Origin of the sequence: Aneurinibacillus thermoaerophilus (assembly GCF_019603355.1) — a bacterium.
GTDB classification, from domain to species: domain Bacteria; phylum Bacillota; class Bacilli; order Aneurinibacillales; family Aneurinibacillaceae; genus Aneurinibacillus; species Aneurinibacillus thermoaerophilus.
In genome coordinates this window covers 454,583-478,176 of sequence record NZ_CP080764.1, presented here as the reverse complement: position 1 = coordinate 478,176, position 23,594 = coordinate 454,583, and the positions used below count along the sequence as shown (strand labels likewise).

The following is a 23,594-nucleotide window of genomic DNA, read 5'->3' as shown; positions in this document are numbered from 1 at the left end:
ATATTTCCTTGTAAAAACCGGGGATACGTCAAATTCCTCTCCCAATCTTCCTTGCGTTTGATTCATTTTTGAATAGACGTGCCCTTATCCCTTATTTTTCTATACTTCTGCAACCGACGTACGACGGATGGCTGACTGATTCCCAACCGCTTCGCCATTTCATGCGTAGTCCGACATTCTTTGTACGCCTGCATAATTATCTTCTCTTCCACTTCTTCGAGAATATCTTTCAGCTTACGAGCAGGAAAAGATACTGGGATTTCTGCCGCCTCCGCTTCCTTGCGCAATGCCTCCGGAAGATGCTCAATTGAAATCACGGGCTCCTCTGTTGTCACCACCAACCGTTCTATCACGTTTTCCACTTCGCGTACATTGCCGGGCCAGCCATAATTCAGCAACGCTTGAACAGCCGATTCATCCACCCTTTTTTCCAATCCGTATTTTTTAGAAAACTTCGCAAGAAAAATACGAATAAGCGGGAGAATGTCTTCCGGCCGTTGACGCAGTGGCGCAATTTCAATCGGTATAACATTCAGCCGAAAGTACAAATCTTGCCGGAATTTCCCTTCGCGTACCATCTCCGCTAAGTCCCGATTCGTGGCAGCAATCAGACGAAAGTCAACTTGCTTTGAGCGCGTGTCGCCTACAGGTGTAATTTTTTTCTCCTGGATGACCTTGAGCAACTTCGCCTGCAACGCGAGCGGCATCTCTCCTATTTCATCCAGAAACAACGTGCCTTTGTCAGCCAATTCAATAATACCAGGCTTTCCGCTCTTGCTGGCGCCGGTAAATGAGCCGGAAGCATAACCGAACAATTCTGATTCCAAAAGCCCTTCTGGAATCGCACCACAATTTATTTCGATAAAAGGCTGTGCTTTACGCTCGCTTTTTCTGTGAATCGCTTTAGCAATCACGTTTTTGCCAACTCCAGATTCCCCAAGCAGCAATACAGTCGTATCCACCTTAGCAACACGTTGCACAAGTGTAATGACGCGTTTCATCTGTGGACTTTCAGCAATGACGCCGGGGATGCGTGTTTCCTTTTCGCGCAATTCTTCAAGTTCGCTTTCATAACGCTTAACTTGCTCCGTCAACTTCTCAAAGCTTTCCTTTAGCGCCATAATTTCAGTCATATCGTGAGAATAGCTGACAACACGCACAAGCTGTTTTTGTTTATCAAACACCGGATAACCAGTAGCCATAACAACTTTACCTGTTTTCGTATGCTGAATAAGCTGCTGTTTTTGTTTTGTTTCCAGTACACGCCGGGTAACAGAAGGACTGAAAATTCCTACCTTCTCCAATTGTTCTGTGCTCTTTCCATACAACTCTTCCGGTGCAATGCCGTATATTTCACGACAATTATCGCTAACTCGTAATATATTTCCTTCTCCGTCCGCAATGACAATATTATCTGTCGATGTCTCGATAATGGCTTTTAGTTCCATCAAAACATCATCCAGCTTCTCTTTGTTCTCTCGCATCTATCCATCACTTCCTCAAAACACTCATAAAACATTGTGCCTTTATTATATTATATTTACACATTCCGACGAATTGATTTAATCATGAATTACTATCAATCATTTTTATTCAAAAATGAATTAAAACAAGCCAAAGTAAATGAAGCAAATACAAAAGGGCCCTATTTCCTAAAGGAACAGAGCCCTTTCATCATTTCCTCTATTTTATCCACTCAAGGAATGTCTTTTCATCAATCACTTGAATCCCTAGCTCATTCGCTTTCCCCAGTTTGGAACCGGCCGCCTCCCCGGCGACAACAAGGTCCGTCCTCTTGCTGACACTGCCGGATACTTTTCCACCGCGCGCCTCGATCATATGCTGTGCCTCTTTACGTGTCACGCTGGCAAGCGTGCCCGTCAGCACGACCGTTTTGCCCGCAAACGGCGAATCAGCGTCCACTTCTTCCGGACGCAGGCCCTTATATTCCATATTCACTCCCGCCTCACGCAGGCGTTCAATTGTCTCTACCACTTCCGGCTTGGCAAAATACTTTACAATGCTTTCCGCCATTTTTGTCCCGATTTCATGAACGGTGACAATCTCTTCTTCGGTCGCATTCTGCAACGCTTCCATTGTGCCAAAGTGCTGTGCCAGCAAGCGGGCGGCTTTTTCACCGACGAAACGAATACCTAAGCCAAATAACAAACGCTCCAAAGAATTATTTTTGCTCGCTTCGATAGCATTTAACATATTATCGACCGATTTTTCACCCATCCGCTCTAGCTTCAGCAACTCTTCACGATCCAGATAATAAAGATCGGCCACGCTTCGCACCAATCCTTTTTCATAAAGCTGGGTCACGACTTTCTCACCGACACCGTCAATATTCATCGCATTACGAGATACAAAATGGATAATCCCCTCGCGGATTTGCGCCGGACACTGCGGGTTAATACAGCGAAGTGCCACTTCTTCATCAAGGCGCACCAGTTCGCTATCACATGCCGGGCAATGCGTCGGCATATGGTACGGCTGCTCATCTCCAGTCCGCTTATCGACTTTAACCTCCACAATTTCAGGAATAATATCGCCCGCTTTTTTTACGACAACATGATCGCCAATCATAATGCCTTTCTCGCGAATAATATCTTCATTATGAAGGGAAGCTCGCTGTACTGTTGTTCCAGCAAGCTGCACCGGATCAAGAATGGCCGTCGGCGTTATCGCACCCGTACGCCCGACAGTGACTTCGATGTCACGCAGAATCGTAATCGCTTCTTCTGCCGGAAACTTGTACGCGATCGCCCAGCGCGGACTTTTCGCCGTATAGCCCAGCTCCTCTTGATAGGCGAGGCGATCCACTTTAACAACCATTCCATCAATGTCATATGGAAGTTCGCCTCGCTTCTCAGTCCAGCCTTCGATAAAAGAAATGACCTCCTCAATCCCTTCACAAACACGGCGCTCAGGATTCACTTTAAATCCAAGTTCCTCCAGCATGGAAAGCGAGCCGCTGTGAGTATCTACCGGCAACGTGTCTTCTCCTACCACCGAGTAGAGGAAAATATCGAGCGAACGGGATGCAGCAATCTTCGGATCCAACTGGCGCAAAGAACCGGCTGCCGCGTTGCGCGGGTTGGCGAACAATAGCTCTTCACGCATGGCGCGTTCTTTGTTCAAACGTTCAAATGCGCGACGCGGCATGAACGCCTCACCGCGAACTTCGATAGTAAGCGGCTTTTTTAACACAAGCGGCAGCGAGCGAATGGTGCGCAGATTCTGTGTAATGTCTTCGCCTGTCCGCCCGTCGCCGCGCGTTGCGCCGCGCACGAAACGTCCGTTTTCATAGCGGAGCGACACGGCCAACCCGTCGATTTTCAACTCACATATATAGCCAATCGGCCCCTCTACGCCCAGCCCTTGGCGGACACGGCGATCAAAATCGCGCAAGTCCTGTTCATCAAACGCATTGCTGAGACTAAGCATAGGAATGCTATGTTCCACTTTTTCGAAGGATTCGAGCGGAGCACCGCCCACCCGCTGTGTTGGAGAGTCAGGTGTTAAAAGCTCGGGAAATTCTGTTTCAATATGAATTAACTCCTGCATCAACTGATCGTACTCATAGTCAGAGATTTGCGGGTTATCTTTCACATAATAATAATAATTATGCTGTTCGATGATTTTGCGCAGCTCTTTTACTCGTTGAATCGCTTCATTTCGATCCATACACTTTCCCTCTCTTAAAAATAATAAATTTTCCTCACACCTTCTCAATCGGCGCAAACTTAGCCAGCAACTTTTTCAAACCGATCGGATTTGGAAACGCGATGGTCAATTCCAGATCCTGGCCGCTTCCTTTCGTAGATACCACTGTGCCGATCCCCCATTTGCTGTGTTGGACTTTATCTCCAGCTTTCCAGTCAAGCGTCACATTGACGCTGCGCTCCGCTTGCACTGTTCCGTTCTGTGACTGCACACGCATCGGGACAACGCCATGCCGCTGCGGCTGTGCCGACCGATGATCCGTCCGGCCATAGCGGGAAGCTATCCGTTCCTGCACCATGCCCTCCATCTGCAACAAATGTTCCGGAATTTCTTCAATAAAACGGGAGGGCGCATTCATTTTCGTTTGACCATATAATGTACGCATAAGCGCCCGCGTCAAAAACAATTCTTCCTCCGCACGCGTAATACCTACGTACGCGAGACGACGTTCTTCTTCCATTTCTGCTTCTTCCAACAGCGCACGCGAATGCGGAAAAATCCCTTCTTCCATGCCAACGAGGAACACAATTGGAAATTCCAATCCTTTCGCGCTATGTAATGTCATCATGACAACGGCATTGCCGCGGTCTTCTTCCGTTTCGTCCAGCCTGTCAATATCCGCTACCAGAGCCAAATCGGTCAGAAATGCGACAAGTGATTTATCGTCGTTTGTCCGCTCGAATTCCATGGTAACAGACAAGAATTCGTCAATGTTTTCGAGCCGGCTGCGCGCTTCAAGCGTACCTTCCCGGATAAGCTCTTCGCGATACTCCGTACGTTTGAGCACTTCTTCCACAAGCTCGGTTACGCTTAAAAACTCCTGCATGCTTTCCAATTCCGCAATCAGACGGGAGAATTTCGTCACTGCGTCAGCCAAACGCGCACTTAATCCGACTTGTTCCACTTCCTGAATCGCCCTGTACATCGAAATTCCCTGTTGCGCCGCATATGCCGCGATTTTCTCAACCGTTCCCGCACCAATGCCACGTTTAGGTACATTGATAATACGAGTAAGGCTTAAATCATCATCCGGATTGGAAATAACGCGCAAGTAAGCAAGCATATCCTTGATTTCTTTGCGATCATAGAACTTTGTGCCGCCGACAATATTGTACGGAATGCCTGACTTTACGAACACTTCCTCAATCACGCGGGACTGGGCATTCGTTCGATATAAAATTGCGATATTACGGTACTGACGGCCGCGGCGGACTGCTTTTTGGATTTCTTCAACAATATAATAAGCTTCCGAATGCTCGCTATCTGCCGTATAGTAGCGGATGGGAGCGCCTTCCGGATTCTCGGTCCACAGGTTTTTCGGTTTCCGTCCTATATTGTTACTGATGACTTTGTTGGCGGCCTCTAGAATTTTCTTGGTAGAACGATAATTTTGCTCCAACAGGATGGTACGCGCGTTCGGGTAGTCTTTTTCAAAATTCAGGATGTTGGTAATATCGGCACCGCGCCAGCGGTAAATTGATTGGTCGGAATCGCCAACAACGCAAATATTCTTGTATCCCTCCGCCAGCATTTTCACCAGAATATACTGCGCCCGGTTCGTATCTTGATACTCATCTACATGGATATATCTGAATTTTTTCTGGTAAAACGCAAGTACTTCCGGCACTTCTTCAAAAAGCTGAATGGTTTTCATGATCAGATCGTCAAAATCAAGCGAATTATTGCTTTTCAACTTTTTTTGATACAGGCTATATACTTGCTGGGCCACCTGTTCAACAGGTCCCATGACCATCCCGGCATACTGCTCGGGTGTTTTCAGTTCATTTTTCGCATTGCTGATAAAACCAAGCACCGCGCGCGGATCGTACTTTTTCGGATCAATATTAAGCTCTTTCTGACACTGCTTAACAACCGATACCTGATCACTGGTATCCAGAATCGTAAAATTACGGTTGTAACCGATCCGGTCAATATCACGGCGCAGCATTCGTACACACATCGAGTGAAATGTTGAAATCCAAATATCTTCCGCATCCGATCCGGCAATCGCCGAAATCCGCTCTTTCATTTCACGTGCCGCTTTATTCGTAAATGTAATCGCCAAGATACTCCAAGGTGCTACGTTTTTTTCCTTTAACAAATACGCAATGCGCTGAGTCAGTACGCGCGTCTTGCCGCTGCCTGCGCCAGCCAAAAGCAAAAGCGGGCCTTCCGTCGCCAGCACCGCTTCTTTCTGCTGCGGGTTTAACCCCTGCAACACATCTTCACGATTTATAAACAAGGCGAATGACTCCTTTCCCAAGCAAACGTTTCCCTGTCATTATAACAAACAGTCCTCCATGCAATCACCTATACAGATGCTCTTTACTATCTTAATATTTTACCTTTTGTTTTATGGTGAGAGGATAGAAAAGAAAACAAAAAGATTAGCCAAAAATGTTGACTTTTTGCTTAAAAAGTGTAAATTTACACTATAAGGATTATTTTTCATCTCATTTTGAAAGGAGTTTTCTATGAATGAGCAACATCCCCCTCATTTTTCTCGCGAAACGTTTGACAGAATGATTTCCGAGAAGCTGCGTCTCATTCGCACGGAAGCCCGCCTCACGCAAGAACAAATGGCCGATATTATCGGCCTTTCCAAAAAAACGCTTGTACAGGTGGAAAAAGAGCGAAAAACATTAGGCTTCACCGCCGCTTCGCTCGTCGGCATTTTATTTCGCAATAGCGAAATCGTTCAGGCAATGTTCGGTGAATCTGTGGTCGAGATTATAGAACTCGTTGCTTTTCAAGGCATCGAACAAGAACCGTCGGATGCCAAGCTAGAGTGGATTCAACGTGCCAAGACAAAAGCCCGTTATAAGACGATGGGGAAACGTGTCTGGTGGAAAGATGAAAAAGTTGGAGAAACGTATTTGCTTCAATCTCACATCTTAACCGGACATCTTCGTATTATCGATCGCGCAGATGTACTGCATTATTACAGTATGAATCTAGACGAAGCGAAAACAAAATTCTATGAATTAGAAAGCACAACAAGCAAAGAGTAATTATGGGAGAGAAGGTGTTAGACTTATGAAAAAACGAAAACGAGGGTGGGCCACGTGGCTTCTTTTCACCGTCATTATTATCTGCTTTTTTAGCAGCGGTCTGTTCCCCGTTTCAGTACGCGCCGACTCGACTGCCGCACCGGTAGTCAGCATAAAAGTGAATGTTGGTTTTAACAATACGTATAAATGGGATACCATCGTGCCTGTCCGGGTTACCGTCACCAACCAGACCGATGCCCCTATCAATGGAAATATTGAATTAGATATGCGTACCAATCATACATTTGTGGGTACATACTCAAAGCCTTTATCCTTGAAAAAAGGGGAAAGCAAACATGTGACGTTTCGGGTACATGCACAATTCAGCTATTTTAAAAATAACCCGTCATATGTTAAATGGGTACAAAACGGCAAAACACTTGTCAAACACCCGATGGCCCCGAACAACATCCCAAATGATAGTATTTTTGTCGGTATACTGGCGAATGAAGCGGTGACCACGCATCTGCTTCGTACCCAACCACCGGAAAAAGCAAATGCACCATCCATTCATGTACAGCCGCTTACTCTGGAGGACATTCCAGCAGATACGCTGCGGAACAGCGGCCTGAATGCCCTGCTGATCGACAAAGAAGAAATGGCGCGTCTAAATGAACAGCAAAAGAAAACCGTAAAAGATTGGGCAGCACAAGGTGGACAATTGTTTACTGTTGATCAAACAAGCGGGAAAGGACTTTGGGAAACAATCGGCAAAAAAGCGGAAAACGATACAAGTTCATGGAATGGCACATACATGGCCTCCCAACTGAGCGATGCCGCAACCTACATGCCCGAATTTAAATTGCCGGACGTTTCGCTTGCCGCTTTACTGTTCGCTGCCTACATCATCATCATTGGTCCTGTCCTATTTTATATCATGAAAAGACGAAACGCCCGGGAATGGAATTGGCTCTTCATTCCGGCGCTTTCAATCATTGCGGCATTGGCAACCTATGGATACGGCAAGTGGCAATACGGCAACAAAGTACACCTGCAAAATGTCAGTTTGATTGAAGTAAACAACGACGGAAGCGCCGATATTAGGAGTGGCAGCGCATTTTTTGCACCGCATAGCGGGGACTACAGCCTGCGCTTCCCAAAAGGTATAACCGTGTTTCCATTAAAAGATAGGGAAAGAGGAAATCCAAGAAGCAACACCCGCATTCTCCTGCAAACAGACCATACGGAAGCACAATTCACAAATACGGCATTTTGGTCGCTGCGCCAAGCATTTTCCGAACAACATCAAGAAGGGATCGGAACATTCGCAGCAGCGCTAACAACGCAAAATAACCGGATTACCGGTACGATTCGCAATCATACAAACTACGCATTACGCAATGTCTGCATCGTTTATAAAGATGGCGTGCAGACAATCCCTGCGCTTGCGCCCGGCGATTCCATTCAGGTCAATGTCCCGATTCGCAGCGTTGATACGCCAAGAAGCTTTCTCAAATCAGATTTTGCCAAAGCGCTGCTACCTGCTTCTCTCGATGTAGAGAAGAGAAATTATACACGTTCACCGGAAGCACGCCTGATCGAATCCATTTATCATGATATTGGAGAACAAGGGATTTATCTCATCGGCTGGACCGACCAGCATCCATTAAAAAACGAAGTCATCAATGAATCTTATCAGCTTTCGCAATTATCGGTTGTAAAAGCGAAAATAGGAGAGCTAAAAGAAACGGGAGGCGTAAAATGATCGAAGTAAAAGATTTATACAAAAAATTCGGCCGTACCGTTGCTTTACAGGGAATCACCCTTGAGATTAAAAAAGGACAAATTTACGGCTTTGTAGGGCCGAACGGAGCCGGAAAAACAACGGTCATGTCCATTCTGGCCACGCTGCTTACCCCGACGAGCGGTACGGCAAAAGTCGGCGGCTACGATTGCGTAAAACATCCGCGGGAAGTTCGCCGTCTCATCGGCTATATGCCTGACTTTTTCGGTGTATACGACAATTTAACGGCTTATGAGTATCTGGACTTTTACGGGGCGAGTTACGGTTTATCGCCCAAAGAAAGACAACGGGCAATTCCGCAAATGCTGGAGCTTGTGCAACTAACACATAAAACGGATGAATATGTCGATATGTTGTCTCGCGGGATGAAACAACGTCTGGGACTCGCCAGATGCCTGATCCATGATCCGGAAGTCATCATTCTTGACGAGCCTGCTTCCGGGCTTGATCCACGCTCCCGGATTGAAATGCGGGAAATTTTAAAAGTGCTGCGGGAAACCGGAAAAACGATTTTAATTAGTTCGCATATTCTGCCCGAACTGGCGGAGATGTGTGACACCATCGGCATTATCGAATCCGGCAAACTGGTTGCTACAGGTAAGGTGGAAGAAATTTATCGGAAAATGCGAGCACAAAGATTATTAAAAATTCGGGTGCTGGATAAATGGGAACCGCTCTTGGCCCGTTTGCGCTCCGCCCCTGAAGTCTCTAATGCGGTGCGGGAAGATGACCATATTATTATAAGCTTTAACGGCTCTGATTCCGAGCAAGCAGCCCTGTTGCAAACCTTGCTTATAGAAAAATATCCAATTACTGCATTCAGCGAAATAGAAGGAAATTTAGAAGATATATTCCTGGAAATCACGAAAGGAGTGGGCTCATGAACTTTCTACAACTCTTCGCTAATCCCGTGCTAAGTAAAGAGTTCCGCATACGTATGCGTTCTGGCAAAACACCATGGATCATCAGCCTTTATTTGGCGGCGCTTGCGCTTGTCGTGTTCAGTATTATGTATTTTAAAGAAAAAGAAGCTTACTCTTCTACTAATTACTTCGAAATTTTTATGTGCTTATCCATATTACAATACGGGCTGATTATTTTCGTTACACCCGGATTAACGGCGGGTGTGATCAGTGGAGAACGTGAGCGCCAAACATTGTCGCTTCTACTGACAACTAATTTATCGCCTTTGCAAATCATTATTGGCAAATGGCTTTCGGCGCTTAGCTTTATCCTTTTACTTATTTTCGCTTCGCTTCCGTTATACAGTATTGTGTTTTTGTTCGGGGGAATTGATCCACAACAATGGCTGAAAATATTCGGTGTATACATGATCACGATATTGGCTATCGGTTCTGTGGGCGTATGCGTATCCACACTCGTAAAACGCACCGGCGCTGCATCTGTGACAACATACGCCATCGTGTTCGCATATACCGCTTTGCTGTTTTTTATCAATGCGATGCTTTATGACATCATCAACATAGATTTAGCTGAAAAGATGATTCCTGATGACTCATTTCCGCCTCTTAACTCTCATCCGTTGTACAGCTGGCTACATGCACTAAGCTGCATCAATCCGGTGAATATTGTGGTGATGGTCTTTATGAATGAGAAATCAATCTTTGGCAACGGAGCCTCGCAAATGAGCGACCCTTACTGGTGGTTTATTTTGTATTACGGTCTCATTACGATCATCATGCTTGCACTGGCTGTATTTTTCTTCCGGAGGGTTCAAATTAAGTAAACGATGATGAATTCATTATGTTCATTGAAAAGAAGGAGAGAAAACGTTATATTTATTGACTACTAAAAAAGTAAGGTGCTAAAAATGGGCTATGAGAGAATGTTACTAAAACAATGTCGTAGCGGTGATAAAGAGAGATTTCGCTTACTGGTCGGGCCTTACTTACAGCGAGCATATACAACATCACTCGTTATTTTAGGCAGACAACAGCTGGCAGAAGAAGTCGTGCGAAATGCGCTGATCGAGACATATACACGCATTAGGAATGAAGAAAGGATCGACAACTTTAAAGGGTGGTTTCATCATGTACTCGCCCGTTGTATACTGGGTATTTCGCAACAACAAGCGGAATGGAAAAGGTGTGAGCATGTCGCTCCGTCTACAATCAGTGCTGACGGCATTTTGCCAATTGATACACTGCCTCAAGGAGAATCAAAGCAACAGTTCCTGTATTCGGTTATGTCCCTGGACACGGAGCTGCGAATCATAATCATGCTGTTCTACTACCAAGAGTTAAGTGCCCAAGAGATTGCTTCGCTATTAAACATAAAAGAAGAAATCATTAAATCCAGATTATACATGGCACGGTTGAAACTAAGCAACATCATTTACTGTTCATGCCCAGCATCCAAAACATGTTCTTAACAAGATTGATCACGCCGTATGGACGGATTAAGTAGCATACAGGGTGAAAACAATCATACCTGTATAAGAAAACTCTCACCTTCTTCCCGGCCCATTTTACCTTCAGCAAAGCCGTTCAAAAAGCGGAAACAAGCAATGGACTCTCTCCATCATGGAACGGTTCAGAGTTTGGTCTATTCTGCTTGAAGAACGGCTTTGTGCTCAAATATGCTGCGCTCGCCTACTTCTGCTTCTTCACCGCCTGTACGGTCAGAAGCGCCTGTTCAAGATTCTCGTAAATAATATTGCCGACAATAATCGTATCCGCCCACTGTGCCATTTCCGCTGCTTGTTCCGCGCTTCGGATACCGCCGCCGTAAAAAATGCGGCTGTTCTGTACTACCTTCTGCGCCGCTCGCACTTGCTCCACGTCACCATATATTCCGCTGTATTCAATATAAAAAATCGGGAGCTTTAGCATCTGATCCGCAAGACGCGCATACGCTTTCATCTCTTCTTGAGCAATATTCGTCCGACTTTCTGTCAGCCGTGCGACCGCTGAATCCGGATTACAAACAATATACCCCTCGACAAACACTTCATCCCATTTAATAAACGGCCCATGCTCTTTCAGTCCCTCAATATAAGCGTTAAAAATCCACTCCGGGTTCTGCGCGTTTAATACAAGCGGCACAAAGTACGCGTCAAACCCCGGGACAATCGCTTCTACATTCGATACTTCAAGCGCGCAGGGTACTGCGTACCGCCGAATACGGCTAAGCAAGTCAATCGTATTATCGAACGTCACATTGGTTGTTCCACCAACAATAATCGCGTCTGTTCCTGATTCGCAGACCATCTCTAATTCTTCATCACCAATAAGTTTATCGGGATCAAGTTTAAACACGTGTTTCCATGTTTGGATATTCAAGATATGTATCCTCCTCCATGCTTTCATGCTTGTTATTATAATTCAAATAAGACGAAAGAAAAAAGAAAAGCCTCCTGAACTAAAATTCAGAAGGCTTATTTCTCTTTTTTGTTCTTCTTTTTGCTTAATCGATCCAGCACGGCCATATATCCGCCATTACCATAATTCAGGCAACGTTTTACACGGGAAATGGTCGCCGTGCTTGCGCCTGTCTCTTCTTCAATCTGGCTGTATGTTTGTTTTTCGCGCAACATTCGTGCCACTTCAAGGCGCTGCGCCATCGATTTCATTTCGTTTACCGTACACAAATCATCGAAAAACAAAAAGCAATCTTCCATCGTCTCCAGCGAGAGAATTGCTTCAAATAATTGTTCAAGCTCTTTTCCCTTGATTTTATCTAACTGCACCGACTTTCCCTCCGTTTCCGGCACATGTACTCTTTACATAAGTACCACTTTACTTTTTTCAAGAAGTAAAGCAAACGCTATTTTTATAATATGTAATTCTCTACGCTTTGACAAGAAAAAACGGTCACATTCAAATATATAGCACAGCCTTAAAAATTTCAAAAATTCTTCCTATCTTTACCTACCAAAATATGACGATATATTAAATATATAGCACTTTTACCATTTCGACATTCAATTTAACATAACACGCGAGAAGTCCTCTTCCTCCACGCCTCCGGCGTAGGTGGGGGATGAATCGCGCTTCTTTTTCTCTTCCATTCGTTGCGTACTAGGAATGTATGTTCGTAGTGAAAAAGAAGGTGATTCGAATGATTCGAACCGCAAAAGTCGCTTTTACCGCATCCCGCTCTACCATAGATGCCCTGTTTGCCTTACATCGCTTCTCGGCAGAAGTGTGGAATACGTGCTTGGCTGAAGCGAAAGTCTACCACCAGCAAACCGGGCAGTGGATCGGTAAAACCGAACTACAAAAACGCTTGAAGCGTCGTTTCCCGATGCACAGCCAGAGCATACAAGCTGTGTGCCACAAATATCTTTGGGCGCGAGATAGCGCACATCAGGCCCGAAAGGAAGGGCACACGAACGTCCGCTATCCATATAAGCAAAAGAAGTATTTCAACACAAAGTGGGCGGCGGACGGTTTTACCATTCATCCTAACGGACGCATTTCGTTGCGTCGCGGCATCTGGGAAGGCAAGCGTCAAGCACCGAACCCGCCGGGTTCGCATATATGCGCCATTGACCCGGGTGAAATTCATATGCTTGCGGCCGTCGCAACAACTGGAGACAGTCTCATTGTGACCGGACGCAAAATCCGAAGTATTCACCGCCTGCGTAACAAGAAGCTTGCAGAGCTTCAGCGAAAAATGAGCAAGTGCCAGAAATACAGCCGTCAGTGGAAGCGGTACAACCGAGCGAAACAATATCTTCTTTCTAAAAGTAAACGCCAGTTACAGGATGCCTTGCACAAAACGACGAAACAGTTTGTCGAATGGGTGGTCGCCCAGCAAGTGAACGAAGTCTACCTTGGAGACGTCGAAGGCGTCCAGCGAAAGAAGAAAAAGAAACGTTCTCGCTGCCACAATCAGCGAATGAGCCAGTGGCAGGTTGGGAAAGTAAAGAAGTACCTAACGTACAAACTGAAGGCGGAAGGCATCATGCTCCATAAGCGCAAGGAACGCTATACATCGCAAACCTGTCCGGTTTGCGGGGCGAAAAAGAACGTGCGTGGGCGTATGTATCGCTGTTCGTGCGGCTATACCCAACATCGGGACATTCACGGTGCGGCGAATCTACTGTCCAAAGTGTTGTATGAAAACCGGATTCAGTCCTTGCCGTTTGAAATTCAGAAACCCACGTATCTACGGATCGCCTAAGCGAGAAGTAGTAGATGGTTTGTTCCGACCCACGCCCGTAAGGGTGTGTTGCTGAATGATTCCCCTCGCAGACGGCACGTGTCTGTGAGATCAGCGACAACCCGTTGATCGCCTGTTCTGCCGAGGTGGATCGTTCAGAAACCCCCACTTCAACCTATGGTAAGTGGGAGAGGTTCATTATTGAAAGAGGAGAGATATGTTTGAAAAGTATTAAAGGAAAATTGCTACTTTCTTTTACGATGATTTTTTTGTTATTTGCAGCCGTTTTAGCCTTTGTTCTGCTGCAAATCAGCCAAAATACGAAAAATATTCAGCACATGGAAACCAAAACATTGCCGATAGCTTTAAAAGCCGATGACATGAAATTATCCGTTGTGCAAGTTCAGCAATGGCTCACCGATATTAGCGTTACGAAAGCCGCAAAAGGTTTGGATGACGGTTTCGATAAAGCCGAAGAATATGCTAAACAATTTGAAAAAACGCTCGGAGAAATGCGCTCCTTTTATCCGGAACAGGAGCAAAGATTACAAGAAATTCAGATGTCGTTCAACGAATATTACAATATGGGAAAAAAAATGGCGCATGACTACATTCAAGGTGGCACAGCAAAAGGAAACGAAACAATGGGCGAGTTTGACGCATATGCCGAAAGCATTAACGAAAAGGTAGACAAGTTTCGTGCGGAAGCCCTGCAAAACATTCGCGCTGTCGTTAAACAACTGGATGATGAGATTTCATTTTTGAAAACGGTCTTGCTTATCTCTTCATCAATCGTGCTCCTTCTTTCCATCGTAATCGCTTTGAAAATAAGCCGTGCCATTACTTTGCCTCTATCCCAGCTTTTGACGGGAACACAGCAAATTGCACACGGAAACCTGACCGATAAAGTCATTGTGCATACTAAAGATGAAATCGGGCAACTTGGAGCCGCTTTTGAACAAATGAGGCTAAAGCTGTTGGCACTCGTCAAGGATATGCAAACCCTATCATCTGATTTAAACGCAAGCAGCCATGAATTATCAGCTTCCGCAAATCAAAGCGGTGAAGCTTCCCAACGGATTGCCACTATCATTAACGAAGTGGCGGATGGAACAAACCGTCAAGCCGACGCGACTTCCATCATTCTTGAGAAAATGGAACAGGCAATGGAGGAAACAAAAGAAGGACATGAGCAAGTGAAAAAGACGATGGAACATGCCTTAGAAGCAACAAACGCCGCCCACGAAGGAAACCGTTCTATTCATGAAGCGATTCATCATCTTAACGTTGTATGCGATACGATTTCTTCAGCGACTGAATCCATTCAAAAGTTAGAACGTCGTTCGGAAGAAATCGGAGGAATTATTACAACGATTACCGACATCTCCAGCCAAACCAATCTTTTGGCGTTAAATGCGGCGGTTGAAGCAGCACGGGCAGGTGAACATGGCAAAGGATTCGCGGTAGTAGCGGATGAAGTACATAAACTTGCCGAGGAATCAAATATAGCTGCCAAAAAAATAACCGAAATGATTCGCGATATTCAGGCGGAAACAGCCATTACCATTCGTACAATGGAAAGTAATTTCAGTGCTATAGAAAAGCAAGTTGATATCATCAAATATGGTGGAAAATCATTGGACATCATTGTCTCCAAAGTTGGAGCGACAGAAAACAATATTAAAAAAATCGAGCAGATCTTTCACAGATTAGAAAGCAATACACAAGAGATTTTGCAATCGTTGCAAGAAATCGCCACCATTGCTCAAGCGTCAGCAGCAGCCGCTCAAGAAGTAGCTTCTTCAGCGGAAGAGCAGTCGGCGACGGTTGAAGAAGTGGCGGCAAATTCTTCTTCGTTAGCTCATATGTCTGAAACACTGGAGAAAGAGATGAGCAAATTTATCATAACGAAAAAGTAAACAATAGAAATCCTCTGGTCATGAATAGATCCACCACGTTAACCAAACAGGTGGATCTATTCACTTTCTTATTCAAATGTCATATGTTCAGAGAAGGACGGGGTTGTTGGTACAACATTGACCCAGGTCGTACCGGGATACAGCGGTACTTCTACACCATTTTGATAGGCGCGAATCGCCCCATCTTTCCGCTCCCAGGTAATTTTTAGCGCCTTGCCGCGCTGAAACAGATAACCTTCTCCTGGCCCTTCCGTATCAATTTCCAGGCGACCTTCGCCGTCCAATACACGATGGTGCGCCGCAATGACCAGCACATTGGTCACAAGCAATTGCTTGCCTGTCTCTTTATCCAGATGAGGTTTGCCTGCGGTAAACCGCTTGTACTGTTTTGTGGCCGGATCGTATTCGTACCCCGCTGTATTCCTTTTGGAATAGCGAATGCTGATTTTCGTTCCTGGCTCTCCCTCTACCGATTCATCTTCCTTTTTAAATAAGAAAACTGGAATATCTCCCCCGAGGTTGTAGCCTTTTTCTTCTGCTCCTTTACGCAGCTTTTCAATGTTTGTATATAAATTGTGCGGCGCTTTGCGTGATTTATCGCGCCAGTAAGCTTTTGGATATGTGTAAATTTCATCCATATCAGCATAATCGCCACTGCGAAGCATGCTGAGTGCGGCGACGCTGCCTCCGGCATGCGACATAATGGCGTCAAACCCTTGTCCGATTTCAATATTATACGGACGGATACTGCGCACAGGCCCAACTACTTTCGGTGACTTGCTTTGGTAAAACGCCATAAACCGGGTGATAAGCCCTTCTTCCAACATCTCATACACCATATCAGCCTGATCTAATCCGGACTGCGGCCGCGCCTTGGAATGGTTATTCACCATGACCATCACAACGCGATCCTTGTTTTCACTCTCGACGGGAAGACCGGTTAAGGGAGCTACGTACTTGGACACCGATTCAGGAACCGCTCCGGTAGCCGTTTCGATGTTCGGCATATTTTGCTGCCTCTTGTTTTCCAGCTTATCAAGCAGTCCGCAAGCGCTGGTAAAAGACAGGCTCAAAGCAAGCAACGATGCCGCCCATACTTTTTTTCTCATAATAATCCCTCTTCTTTTTATCATTTTCCTATATCTTACCATACTTCTTTAGTATAGCTTTCCTCTAAAATTTATGCCCAAGTACGTAGAATTACAAAAATATATAGAAAGAAAATATGCGGATTTCTTCCTCTATTTAAAAATTCGTGCAACTTTCATCATAAAGGAAGAATCCGCATGTTGTATTAATGTCCGCCTAAATACGCCATCTTCACCTCATCGCTGGCATTCAGTTCGGCTGCTGTGCCTGAAAGAACAACACGGCCCGTTTCGAGAACGTATGCCCGATTGGCTACGGAAAGGGCCATATGTGCATTCTGCTCTACCAGAAGAATGGTTGTGCCTGCTTCATTAATTTCCTGAATAATACGAAAAATGGTTTTTACAAGCAGAGGCGCAAGTCCCATAGATGGCTCATCAAGCAAGAGCAGCTTCGGACGCGCCATCAGCGCCCTGCCCATCGCCAACATTTGCTGTTCTCCGCCGGAAAGCGTGCCCGCCAATTGTTTGCGGCGTTCCAGCAGACGCGGAAACAAATCGTATACTTTCTCAAAATCCTTGCGCATACCATCTTTGTCGCGGCGCAAAAACGCGCCCAGTTCCAAGTTTTCTTCCACTGTCATATTGGCAAACACACGGCGCCCTTCCGGTACGTGGGATATTCCTTGCTTTACAATCGCCTGCGCCTGTTTGCCCGCAATGAATTGGTCAAGATATACAATATTGCCCTGCCTTGGCTTTAGAAGTCCGGAAATCGTTTTAAGCAACGTACTTTTTCCCGCTCCGTTCGCCCCGATAAGCGTCACAATTTCCCCCTGATTCACTTCCAATGACACACTTTTCAATGCTTGAATATTTCCATAATATACGTCAATATTGTCTACCTTTAACATTACAAAACCTCCTCGCCGAGATACGCTTCAATCACCTTCGGGTTATTTCGGATCTCCTCCGGCGAGCCATGCGCAATTAATTGTCCATGATCGAGAACATAAATCCGTTCGCACACGCCCATCACAAGCGGCATGTCGTGTTCAATCAACAAGATGGTAAGATTAAACTCTTTGCGAATAAACGCAATCAGCTCCATCAGCTCTTTCGTTTCTTGTGGATTCATCCCCGCCGCCGGTTCATCAAGCAAAAGCAGTTTCGGATGAGCCGCAAGCGCGCGGGCAATTTCCAGACGACGTTGCTGTCCGTACGGCAAATTTTTCGCCATCTCGTCTTTCAGTTTATCAAGCTTAAAAATTTTGAGAAACTCAATCGCTTTCTTCTCCATCTCCCGCTCCCCGGAAAAATGGGAAGGCAAACGGAGAATCGAACTGACAATCGAATGTTTCGCAAGCGAGTGGTAAGCGACCTTGACGTTGTCAAGCACCGACAGATCACCAAACAGACGAATATTCTGAAATGTCCGGCTAATTCCCTTACGGGTGATTTGATATGGTACAAGTCCGTTCAACTTTTCGTCATTTAGAAAAATGTGCCCTTCCGTCGGTACATATACGCCTGTTAAAAGGTTAAAAAATGTTGTTTTTCCAGCTCCATTCGGACCGATAAGTCCAACAAGCTCCCCGTGATACAGTTCCACATTTACACCAGAGACGGCCTTTAGCCCGCCAAATTGAATGCCGACGCTGTCTACTTTAAGCAGCGGTGTGTTTGCCACCTGGTTCTCCTCCTTCGATGCCTGTGCGTTTCTTCTTAAAGAGTTCCGTAATTTCCTTCGTACCCATCAATCCCTGCGGGCGATAAATCATCACAATAATTAAAACCAAACTGTAAATAATCATCCGCGTTTCTGGGTAATCCTGCAAGAAGGTAGACACAATCGTTAATAAAATAGCGGAAATCACCGCGCCCGACATGCTTCCCAAGCCACCTAACACAACAAAAATCAAAATATCAAACGATTTTAAAAAGCCAAAGTTTGTGGGCTGAATGATATAGAAGTTATGTGCATACAATCCACCGGCAATTCCCGCAAAGAAAGAACCCAGGACGAAGGCAATGACCTTGTAGTATGTCGTATTCACTCCCATAGCATCGGCCGCAATTTCATCCTCTCTAACCGAAATGCACGCCCTCCCATGCGTAGAATTCGTAAAGTTGATAATTACGATAATCGTAATCAACAGGCAAACGAATAGCGTGGTCCAATCTGTCATATGGGATACTTGCATCCCACTGGCTCCGCCTACATAATCAATGTTCAAAAAAGTAATTCGAATAATTTCACCAAAGCCTAATGTTGCAATTGCCAAATAATCCCCTTTAAGCCGTAAGCTGGGGATGCCGACAACCAATCCGGCTATAGCCGCTACAATCCCCCCGGCAATTAACGCTACGCTAAATGGCAGCTCTAATTTCATTGTACAAATGGCCGAAATATAAGCACCAACAGCCAAAAAGCCAGCATGCCCGATGGAGAACTGGCCCGTGATACCGATAACCAAGTGAAGACTAACAGCGAGGATAATATTGATACATATAAAGTACAGCGTATTCTCATAAAACGTATTAAGCATAGAAAAAGATATAAGATATTGAATAACTGCATAAAAAGCAATGGCAAGGAGAATGGATAACCAGAAACCTTTCGCTCTCTTCCGTTGCATTTTTCTCCCCCCCTCTACACTTTCTCCCTGACGTTTTTGCCAAACAATCCGTACGGCTTAAAAATCAGAATTAGAATCAAAACGACAAAAGCAACCCCATCTCTCCACAGCGAATATCCGACAGCGCTGACCAAAGATTCCACCACGCCAAGGACCAAGCCGCCCACCATCGCGCCTGGAATAATTCCGATACCGCCCAGCACCGCTGCAACAAACGCTTTAAGGCCTGGAATAATCCCCATTAGCGGGTCAATTTTGACATAATAAATTCCGAAAATAACGCCAGCCGCGCCGGCCAACGCCGATCCGATCGCAAACGTTGCCGAGATGGTATTGTCGACATTAATTCCCATCAAACGAGCAGCTTCTGCATCGTATGAAACCGCTCTCATTGCTTTTCCTATTTTTGTTTTGTGCACAATAAATTGCAGAATAACCATCAACGCAAGCGAAACGCCGAGAATGAATAACGACTGACTATTAACGGTCACTCCAAAAATTTCAAAGCTTTTATTCGGAATCACATCAGCCGGATACGCTTCCGGTTGTGCTCCCCTTATATAAACCGTGCTATATTCAATGAACAACGAGACGCCAATAGCTGTAATCAGAGCGGCGATTCTTGTCGCATTGCGCAGCGGCTTATATGCGATCCGCTCAATCAACACGCCGAAAATCGCGCAGACGACCATCGCGAACAACAGTGCAGGAAAAAAACTCAGCCCCATGACGGTAACCGCATAAAATCCAACAAAAGCACCCACCATGAAAACATCGCCATGTGCAAAATTAATGAGCTTAATAATTCCATAAACCATCGTATAACCAAGTGCAATTAAAGCATAAATACTTCCTAGTGAAATACCGTTTATAAGCTGCTGTACCAGTTCCATGTTCCCACTCCTTCCAGGCAATGCTTTCGCGCGACAACGCGACAATGTGCCCCTTACATTTCGAATGGGGGGCAAGCCCCCCATTCGTATACTTACGGATTAATTTTTGTTTTAAATACTTGCTTCCCATCTTTGTACTCTAAGATTGTAGCTGACTTAATCGGGTTATGCTGCTCATCCACGCTGAATTTTCCTGATACAAGCTGCAAATCTTTTGTTTGCGCCAGAGCGTCTTTAATCTTAATCGGGTCTAAATCACCAGCCCGCTTAAGCGCGTCAGCTAGAAAATAAACGGAATCATACCCTAAAGCGTTAAATCCATTAGGAGATTTTCCGTTGTACTTTTCCTTAAAAGCTTTGACGAAGTTTTGAATTTTCGGATCCGGATCATCGGATGAGTAGTGGACGATCGTGTACGCATTGTTCAGCGCATCTTTTCCAGCCAGTTCAACCAACGTCGGAGAATCCCAACCATCTCCACCCATCAATACTGCTTTAATTCCCAGTTCACGCGCCTGTTTCACAATTAGACCTACTTCTTCGTAGTATCCAGGAATAAAGATGAACTCAGGGTTTGCGGATTTAATGCGCGTGAGCGTAGCACGAAAGTCAGTATCCTTTGCCACATACGCTTCTTTCGCTACCACTTTCCCGCCATTTTCTGTAAACTTTTTCTCAAATGCGTCCGCTAAACCTTTCGCATAATCACTGGAGCTATCGGAAAAAATAGCGGCTGTCTTCACTTTCAACTCTTTCGTTGCAAAATTTGCTGCCACTTTTCCCTGAAACGGATCAATAAAGCAGGTGCGGAACATAAAATCATTCACTGACCCGTCATCATTTACCGTAATTTTTGTGCTTGTACCGGCAGTTGTAATCACTGGCGTTTTATTCTTGGTAGCCACCTCAACCTCAGCCAAAACAGCCCCGCTTGTAGCCGGCCCGATAATCGCCGCTACTTTCTCCTGACTGATCAGCTTAATTGCGGCATTGGTCGACTCAGCCGGGTCGGACTTATTGTCAACTTTTACCACTTCCAGCTTTTTGCCGTTGATCCCGCCATTCTTGTTAATTTCCTCCACAGCCAGTTCGATCCCCTGACCAGAAGATTGGCCATACGATGCAGTTCCCCCAGAAAGCTCAAGGTTCGCTCCGATTTTAATCGTATCCCCAGCTGCGCCCTGTCCGCCTGAAGCGGATGTATTCGCATCTTTCGTCCCGCCGCTGCAACCAACTGCTATTCCGGCAGATAGCATGAGAGATAAAAGAATACCTGTGACTTTTCTTTTCTTCATCATGTGCCCCCTATTTTTCAAATAAAATCTCCTTTTTCAAAAAAGCAAAAATATCTTATTTCTAAACAAATCCCCTCCCTCTATATTGTATTTTTGAATCAGAAAATAAAATTTATTTTTATTAATAAAAAACCTATTATTCTGAAAATATTGTACATCATTATTGTGTCTTCGTCTAGTAATATAGTATTTTGTATCTAAAAAAAGTATAACTTTTCGCATAAATATTTTTTTATTGTTACTATACTTCTAATAGTACTATTAAAATCTTACGCTTTTTCCAAGGAAAAGCCATACAGCCTATGCATATTCCCTTTTTCTTTCCACATGCTAAGAAAAGAATGTACAGTTTTCAGATATAGGGGGACTGCAAAATGAAACAAAATGTAGGTATATGTGACGCACTCATCCGGATTACGTTCGGACTCATGGGCCTTTCTTACGGCATAGCCCGTCTTGCCCGCTATCCTTACCGGACTTCTACATGTGTGTTGATTATGCTCAGCGCCCTGAAAGTAGCTGAAGGTATTACCCGCTTCTGCCCGCTGCTCGCGCTGCTTGACATCAGCACAATAAACGGCGAAAATAAACGTCCATATCGCATCCGCAGTTATCCACGCTGCCGGCGATAAGCGAATAAACACGCACAAAGGAGGAAGCACATATGGATCGACTTATGTGGGAGGTCGTAAGCGACAATTTATACGTCATTCTAACCATTGTCGCTTCTGTTATTGTCGTAGCTATAATGTGGGCTAAAAATGGGAAGTCGCGCGGTCGCTATAAATCATAGCAACCGCGTGGCTTCGCCTTTGCCGATTATTTTGTTTTTTCTTCCGCTCGGCGCAACGCTTTCGCCCCGATATCGGTGCGGTAATGCGCACCTACAAACGAAATTCGCTTTACTGTTTCATACGCTTTACGCTGGGCTTCAGACAAATCTTCTCCGATCGCGGTCACGCCAAGCACGCGACCGCCGCTTGTCACAATGCGACCGTCCTTCTCAGCCGTTCCGGCGTGAAACACGATCACGTCATCCGTATTTTCCGGCAGTCCGGTAATTTCGCGGCCTTTCAAATAAGAACCAGGATAACCTTCAGACGCCATAATGACGCAAACTGTTGCGTCTTTTTTCCATTCTACACGGCACTCATCTAACCTTCCATTCACTGTCGCGACAAAAATATCGGCCAAATCGCTCGCGAGACGCGGGAGTACAACCTGTGTTTCCGGATCACCAAAACGCGCATTAAATTCAATGACTTTTGGTCCTTTGTCCGTAATCATCAATCCTGCATACAAAATGCCACGGAACGGACGCCCTTCAGCCACCATCGCTTTAGCCGTCGGAATGACGATTTCATCAATGGCCCGACGAACAACCAACTCGTCCATATGCGGTACCGGAGAATACGTTCCCATACCACCTGTGTTCGGGCCTCTGTCATCGTTAAACACCGGCTTGTGATCCTGCGACGGCACCATCGGAATAACCGTTTCGCCATCTACAAACGACAGCAGCGTCATTTCCTCACCGGCCAGATATTCTTCAATGACAACGCGGGCGCCAGCGCCTGAGAACACATCATCCACCATCATCGTCCGCAACGCTTCTTCCGCCTCCTCAAGCGTAAACGCCACGGTTACGCCTTTACCTGCTGCCAAACCATCCGCTTTAATAACGATCGGCGCGCCCTGCTCACGTACGTAAGCAAGGGCCGCTTCATAATCAGTAAAAGCACAGTACGCGCCGGTCGGAATGTTATACTTCTTCATTAGCTCTTTAGCGAACGCTTTACTGCCTTCAATCAGCGCCGCCTCTTTTTTGGGTCCAAAAATTTTTAGCCCCTGTTCCTCAAAATAATCCACAATGCCGCCGAGCAGCGGGTCTTCCGGACCGACTACCGTCAGCTCGATGCTTTCTTTTTTCGCAAACTCCGCAAGAGCCGCAAAGTCATTGACACCAATCGGCACGCACTCGGCCACCTGCGCGATACCAGCGTTCCCCGGCGCGCAGTAAACGCGAGATACCTTCGGGCTTTGCGCCAGCTTCCATACAAGGGCGTGTTCGCGACCGCCACCGCCGACAACGAGTACTTTCATTGAATTT

The 23,594-nt window shown here is 45.6% G+C and carries 21 protein-coding genes; 9 read left to right on the top strand and 12 right to left on the bottom strand.

Annotation, left to right across the window (positions count from 1 at the left end):
* Nucleotides 1-62: 62 nt before the first annotated feature.
* The 3 genes from K3F53_RS02690 to pcrA all read right to left on the bottom strand — a co-directional run bounded on the left by K3F53_RS02690 (nucleotide 63) and on the right by pcrA (nucleotide 5,971).
* On the bottom strand, nucleotides 63-1,484 hold the full coding sequence (locus K3F53_RS02690; protein ID WP_057899929.1) for a sigma-54 interaction domain-containing protein: 1,422 nt from the start codon (nucleotides 1,482-1,484) through the stop codon (nucleotides 63-65).
* 199 nt (nucleotides 1,485-1,683) lie between these two features.
* The gene (ligA, locus tag K3F53_RS02685; RefSeq protein ID WP_220559307.1) at nucleotides 1,684-3,690 is read right to left on the bottom strand and encodes an NAD-dependent DNA ligase LigA; all 2,007 of its coding nucleotides are present in this window, start codon (nucleotides 3,688-3,690) and stop codon (nucleotides 1,684-1,686) included.
* 34 nt (nucleotides 3,691-3,724) lie between these two features.
* Nucleotides 3,725-5,971, bottom strand: coding sequence for a DNA helicase PcrA (gene pcrA / locus K3F53_RS02680; RefSeq protein WP_057899931.1), 2,247 nt, complete (start codon nucleotides 5,969-5,971; stop codon nucleotides 3,725-3,727).
* Between the two features lie 232 nt (nucleotides 5,972-6,203).
* Between pcrA and K3F53_RS02675 the strand changes: the two genes are divergently transcribed.
* The 5 genes from K3F53_RS02675 (at nucleotide 6,204) to K3F53_RS02655 (ending at nucleotide 10,915) form a co-directional block, all read left to right on the top strand.
* Nucleotides 6,204-6,740: a helix-turn-helix transcriptional regulator gene (locus K3F53_RS02675; protein WP_057899932.1), complete on the top strand. Its 537-nt coding sequence runs from the start codon at nucleotides 6,204-6,206 to the stop codon at nucleotides 6,738-6,740.
* 25 nt (nucleotides 6,741-6,765) lie between these two features.
* The gene (locus K3F53_RS02670; protein ID WP_220559306.1) at nucleotides 6,766-8,484 is read left to right on the top strand and encodes a hypothetical protein; all 1,719 of its coding nucleotides are present in this window, start codon (nucleotides 6,766-6,768) and stop codon (nucleotides 8,482-8,484) included.
* Complete coding sequence (locus K3F53_RS02665) at nucleotides 8,481-9,407, top strand: ABC transporter ATP-binding protein (protein ID WP_220559305.1); 927 nt, start codon at nucleotides 8,481-8,483, stop codon at nucleotides 9,405-9,407. Before K3F53_RS02670 ends, K3F53_RS02665 begins: the two co-directional genes overlap by 4 nt.
* Nucleotides 9,404-10,270, top strand: a complete 867-nt coding sequence (locus K3F53_RS02660; RefSeq protein ID WP_220559304.1) for an ABC transporter permease — start codon at nucleotides 9,404-9,406, stop codon at nucleotides 10,268-10,270. The genes K3F53_RS02665 and K3F53_RS02660 overlap by 4 nt, the downstream gene beginning before the upstream one ends.
* 84 nt (nucleotides 10,271-10,354) lie before the next feature.
* Nucleotides 10,355-10,915, top strand: coding sequence for an RNA polymerase sigma factor (locus tag K3F53_RS02655; RefSeq protein ID WP_091261123.1), 561 nt, complete (start codon nucleotides 10,355-10,357; stop codon nucleotides 10,913-10,915).
* Nucleotides 10,916-11,135: 220 nt separating this feature from the next.
* Here the strand turns inward: K3F53_RS02655 and pcrB are convergent, their stop codons facing one another.
* Nucleotides 11,136-11,828: a heptaprenylglyceryl phosphate synthase gene (pcrB, locus tag K3F53_RS02650; protein WP_091261127.1), complete on the bottom strand. Its 693-nt coding sequence runs from the start codon at nucleotides 11,826-11,828 to the stop codon at nucleotides 11,136-11,138.
* A gap of 92 nt (nucleotides 11,829-11,920) precedes the next feature.
* A complete protein-coding gene (locus K3F53_RS02645) occupies nucleotides 11,921-12,232 on the bottom strand; it encodes a YerC/YecD family TrpR-related protein (protein ID WP_057899938.1) in 312 nt (103 codons plus the stop codon).
* 371 nt (nucleotides 12,233-12,603) lie between these two features.
* On the opposite strand from K3F53_RS02645, the gene K3F53_RS02640 reads away from it, so the two are divergent.
* Both K3F53_RS02640 and K3F53_RS02635 read left to right on the top strand, forming a co-directional pair.
* Nucleotides 12,604-13,671, top strand: coding sequence for an RNA-guided endonuclease InsQ/TnpB family protein (locus K3F53_RS02640; protein ID WP_220559303.1), 1,068 nt, complete (start codon nucleotides 12,604-12,606; stop codon nucleotides 13,669-13,671).
* A 200-nt stretch (nucleotides 13,672-13,871) separates the two neighbouring features.
* Nucleotides 13,872-15,569 carry a methyl-accepting chemotaxis protein gene (locus tag K3F53_RS02635; RefSeq protein WP_220559302.1) on the top strand — a complete coding sequence of 566 codons (1,698 nt, stop codon included), beginning with the start codon at nucleotides 13,872-13,874 and terminating at the stop codon, nucleotides 15,567-15,569.
* A gap of 68 nt (nucleotides 15,570-15,637) precedes the next feature.
* On the opposite strand, the gene K3F53_RS02630 is transcribed toward K3F53_RS02635, so the two are convergent.
* The 6 genes from K3F53_RS02630 to K3F53_RS02605 all read right to left on the bottom strand — a co-directional run bounded on the left by K3F53_RS02630 (nucleotide 15,638) and on the right by K3F53_RS02605 (nucleotide 21,484).
* A complete protein-coding gene (locus K3F53_RS02630; protein WP_220559301.1) occupies nucleotides 15,638-16,678 on the bottom strand; it encodes a DUF3048 domain-containing protein in 1,041 nt (346 codons plus the stop codon).
* A 185-nt stretch (nucleotides 16,679-16,863) separates the two neighbouring features.
* Nucleotides 16,864-17,571: an ABC transporter ATP-binding protein gene (locus K3F53_RS02625; protein ID WP_057899942.1), complete on the bottom strand. Its 708-nt coding sequence runs from the start codon at nucleotides 17,569-17,571 to the stop codon at nucleotides 16,864-16,866.
* Nucleotides 17,571-18,347, bottom strand: a complete 777-nt coding sequence (locus tag K3F53_RS02620; RefSeq protein WP_057899943.1) for an ABC transporter ATP-binding protein — start codon at nucleotides 18,345-18,347, stop codon at nucleotides 17,571-17,573. The genes K3F53_RS02625 and K3F53_RS02620 overlap by 1 nt, the downstream gene beginning before the upstream one ends.
* Nucleotides 18,325-19,296: a branched-chain amino acid ABC transporter permease gene (locus tag K3F53_RS02615; protein WP_057899944.1), complete on the bottom strand. Its 972-nt coding sequence runs from the start codon at nucleotides 19,294-19,296 to the stop codon at nucleotides 18,325-18,327. The genes K3F53_RS02620 and K3F53_RS02615 overlap by 23 nt, the downstream gene beginning before the upstream one ends.
* 14 nt (nucleotides 19,297-19,310) lie before the next feature.
* The gene (locus K3F53_RS02610; protein ID WP_057899945.1) at nucleotides 19,311-20,189 is read right to left on the bottom strand and encodes a branched-chain amino acid ABC transporter permease; all 879 of its coding nucleotides are present in this window, start codon (nucleotides 20,187-20,189) and stop codon (nucleotides 19,311-19,313) included.
* A gap of 92 nt (nucleotides 20,190-20,281) precedes the next feature.
* Nucleotides 20,282-21,484 (bottom strand): ABC transporter substrate-binding protein, encoded by a 1,203-nt coding sequence (locus K3F53_RS02605; RefSeq protein ID WP_057899946.1) that lies wholly within the window; start codon nucleotides 21,482-21,484, stop codon nucleotides 20,282-20,284.
* Between the two features lie 374 nt (nucleotides 21,485-21,858).
* Between K3F53_RS02605 and K3F53_RS02600 the strand changes: the two genes are divergently transcribed.
* Complete coding sequence (locus K3F53_RS02600) at nucleotides 21,859-22,116, top strand: YgaP family membrane protein (RefSeq protein WP_057899947.1); 258 nt, start codon at nucleotides 21,859-21,861, stop codon at nucleotides 22,114-22,116.
* Nucleotides 22,117-22,148: 32 nt separating this feature from the next.
* Nucleotides 22,149-22,277, top strand: a complete 129-nt coding sequence (locus tag K3F53_RS19600; protein ID WP_257721577.1) for an EYxxD motif small membrane protein — start codon at nucleotides 22,149-22,151, stop codon at nucleotides 22,275-22,277.
* A 26-nt stretch (nucleotides 22,278-22,303) separates the two neighbouring features.
* On the opposite strand, the gene purD is transcribed toward K3F53_RS19600, so the two are convergent.
* Entirely contained in the window at nucleotides 22,304-23,587 is a 1,284-nt protein-coding gene (purD, locus tag K3F53_RS02595) for a phosphoribosylamine--glycine ligase (protein ID WP_220559300.1), read from the bottom strand.
* Nucleotides 23,588-23,594 lie beyond the last annotated feature (7 nt).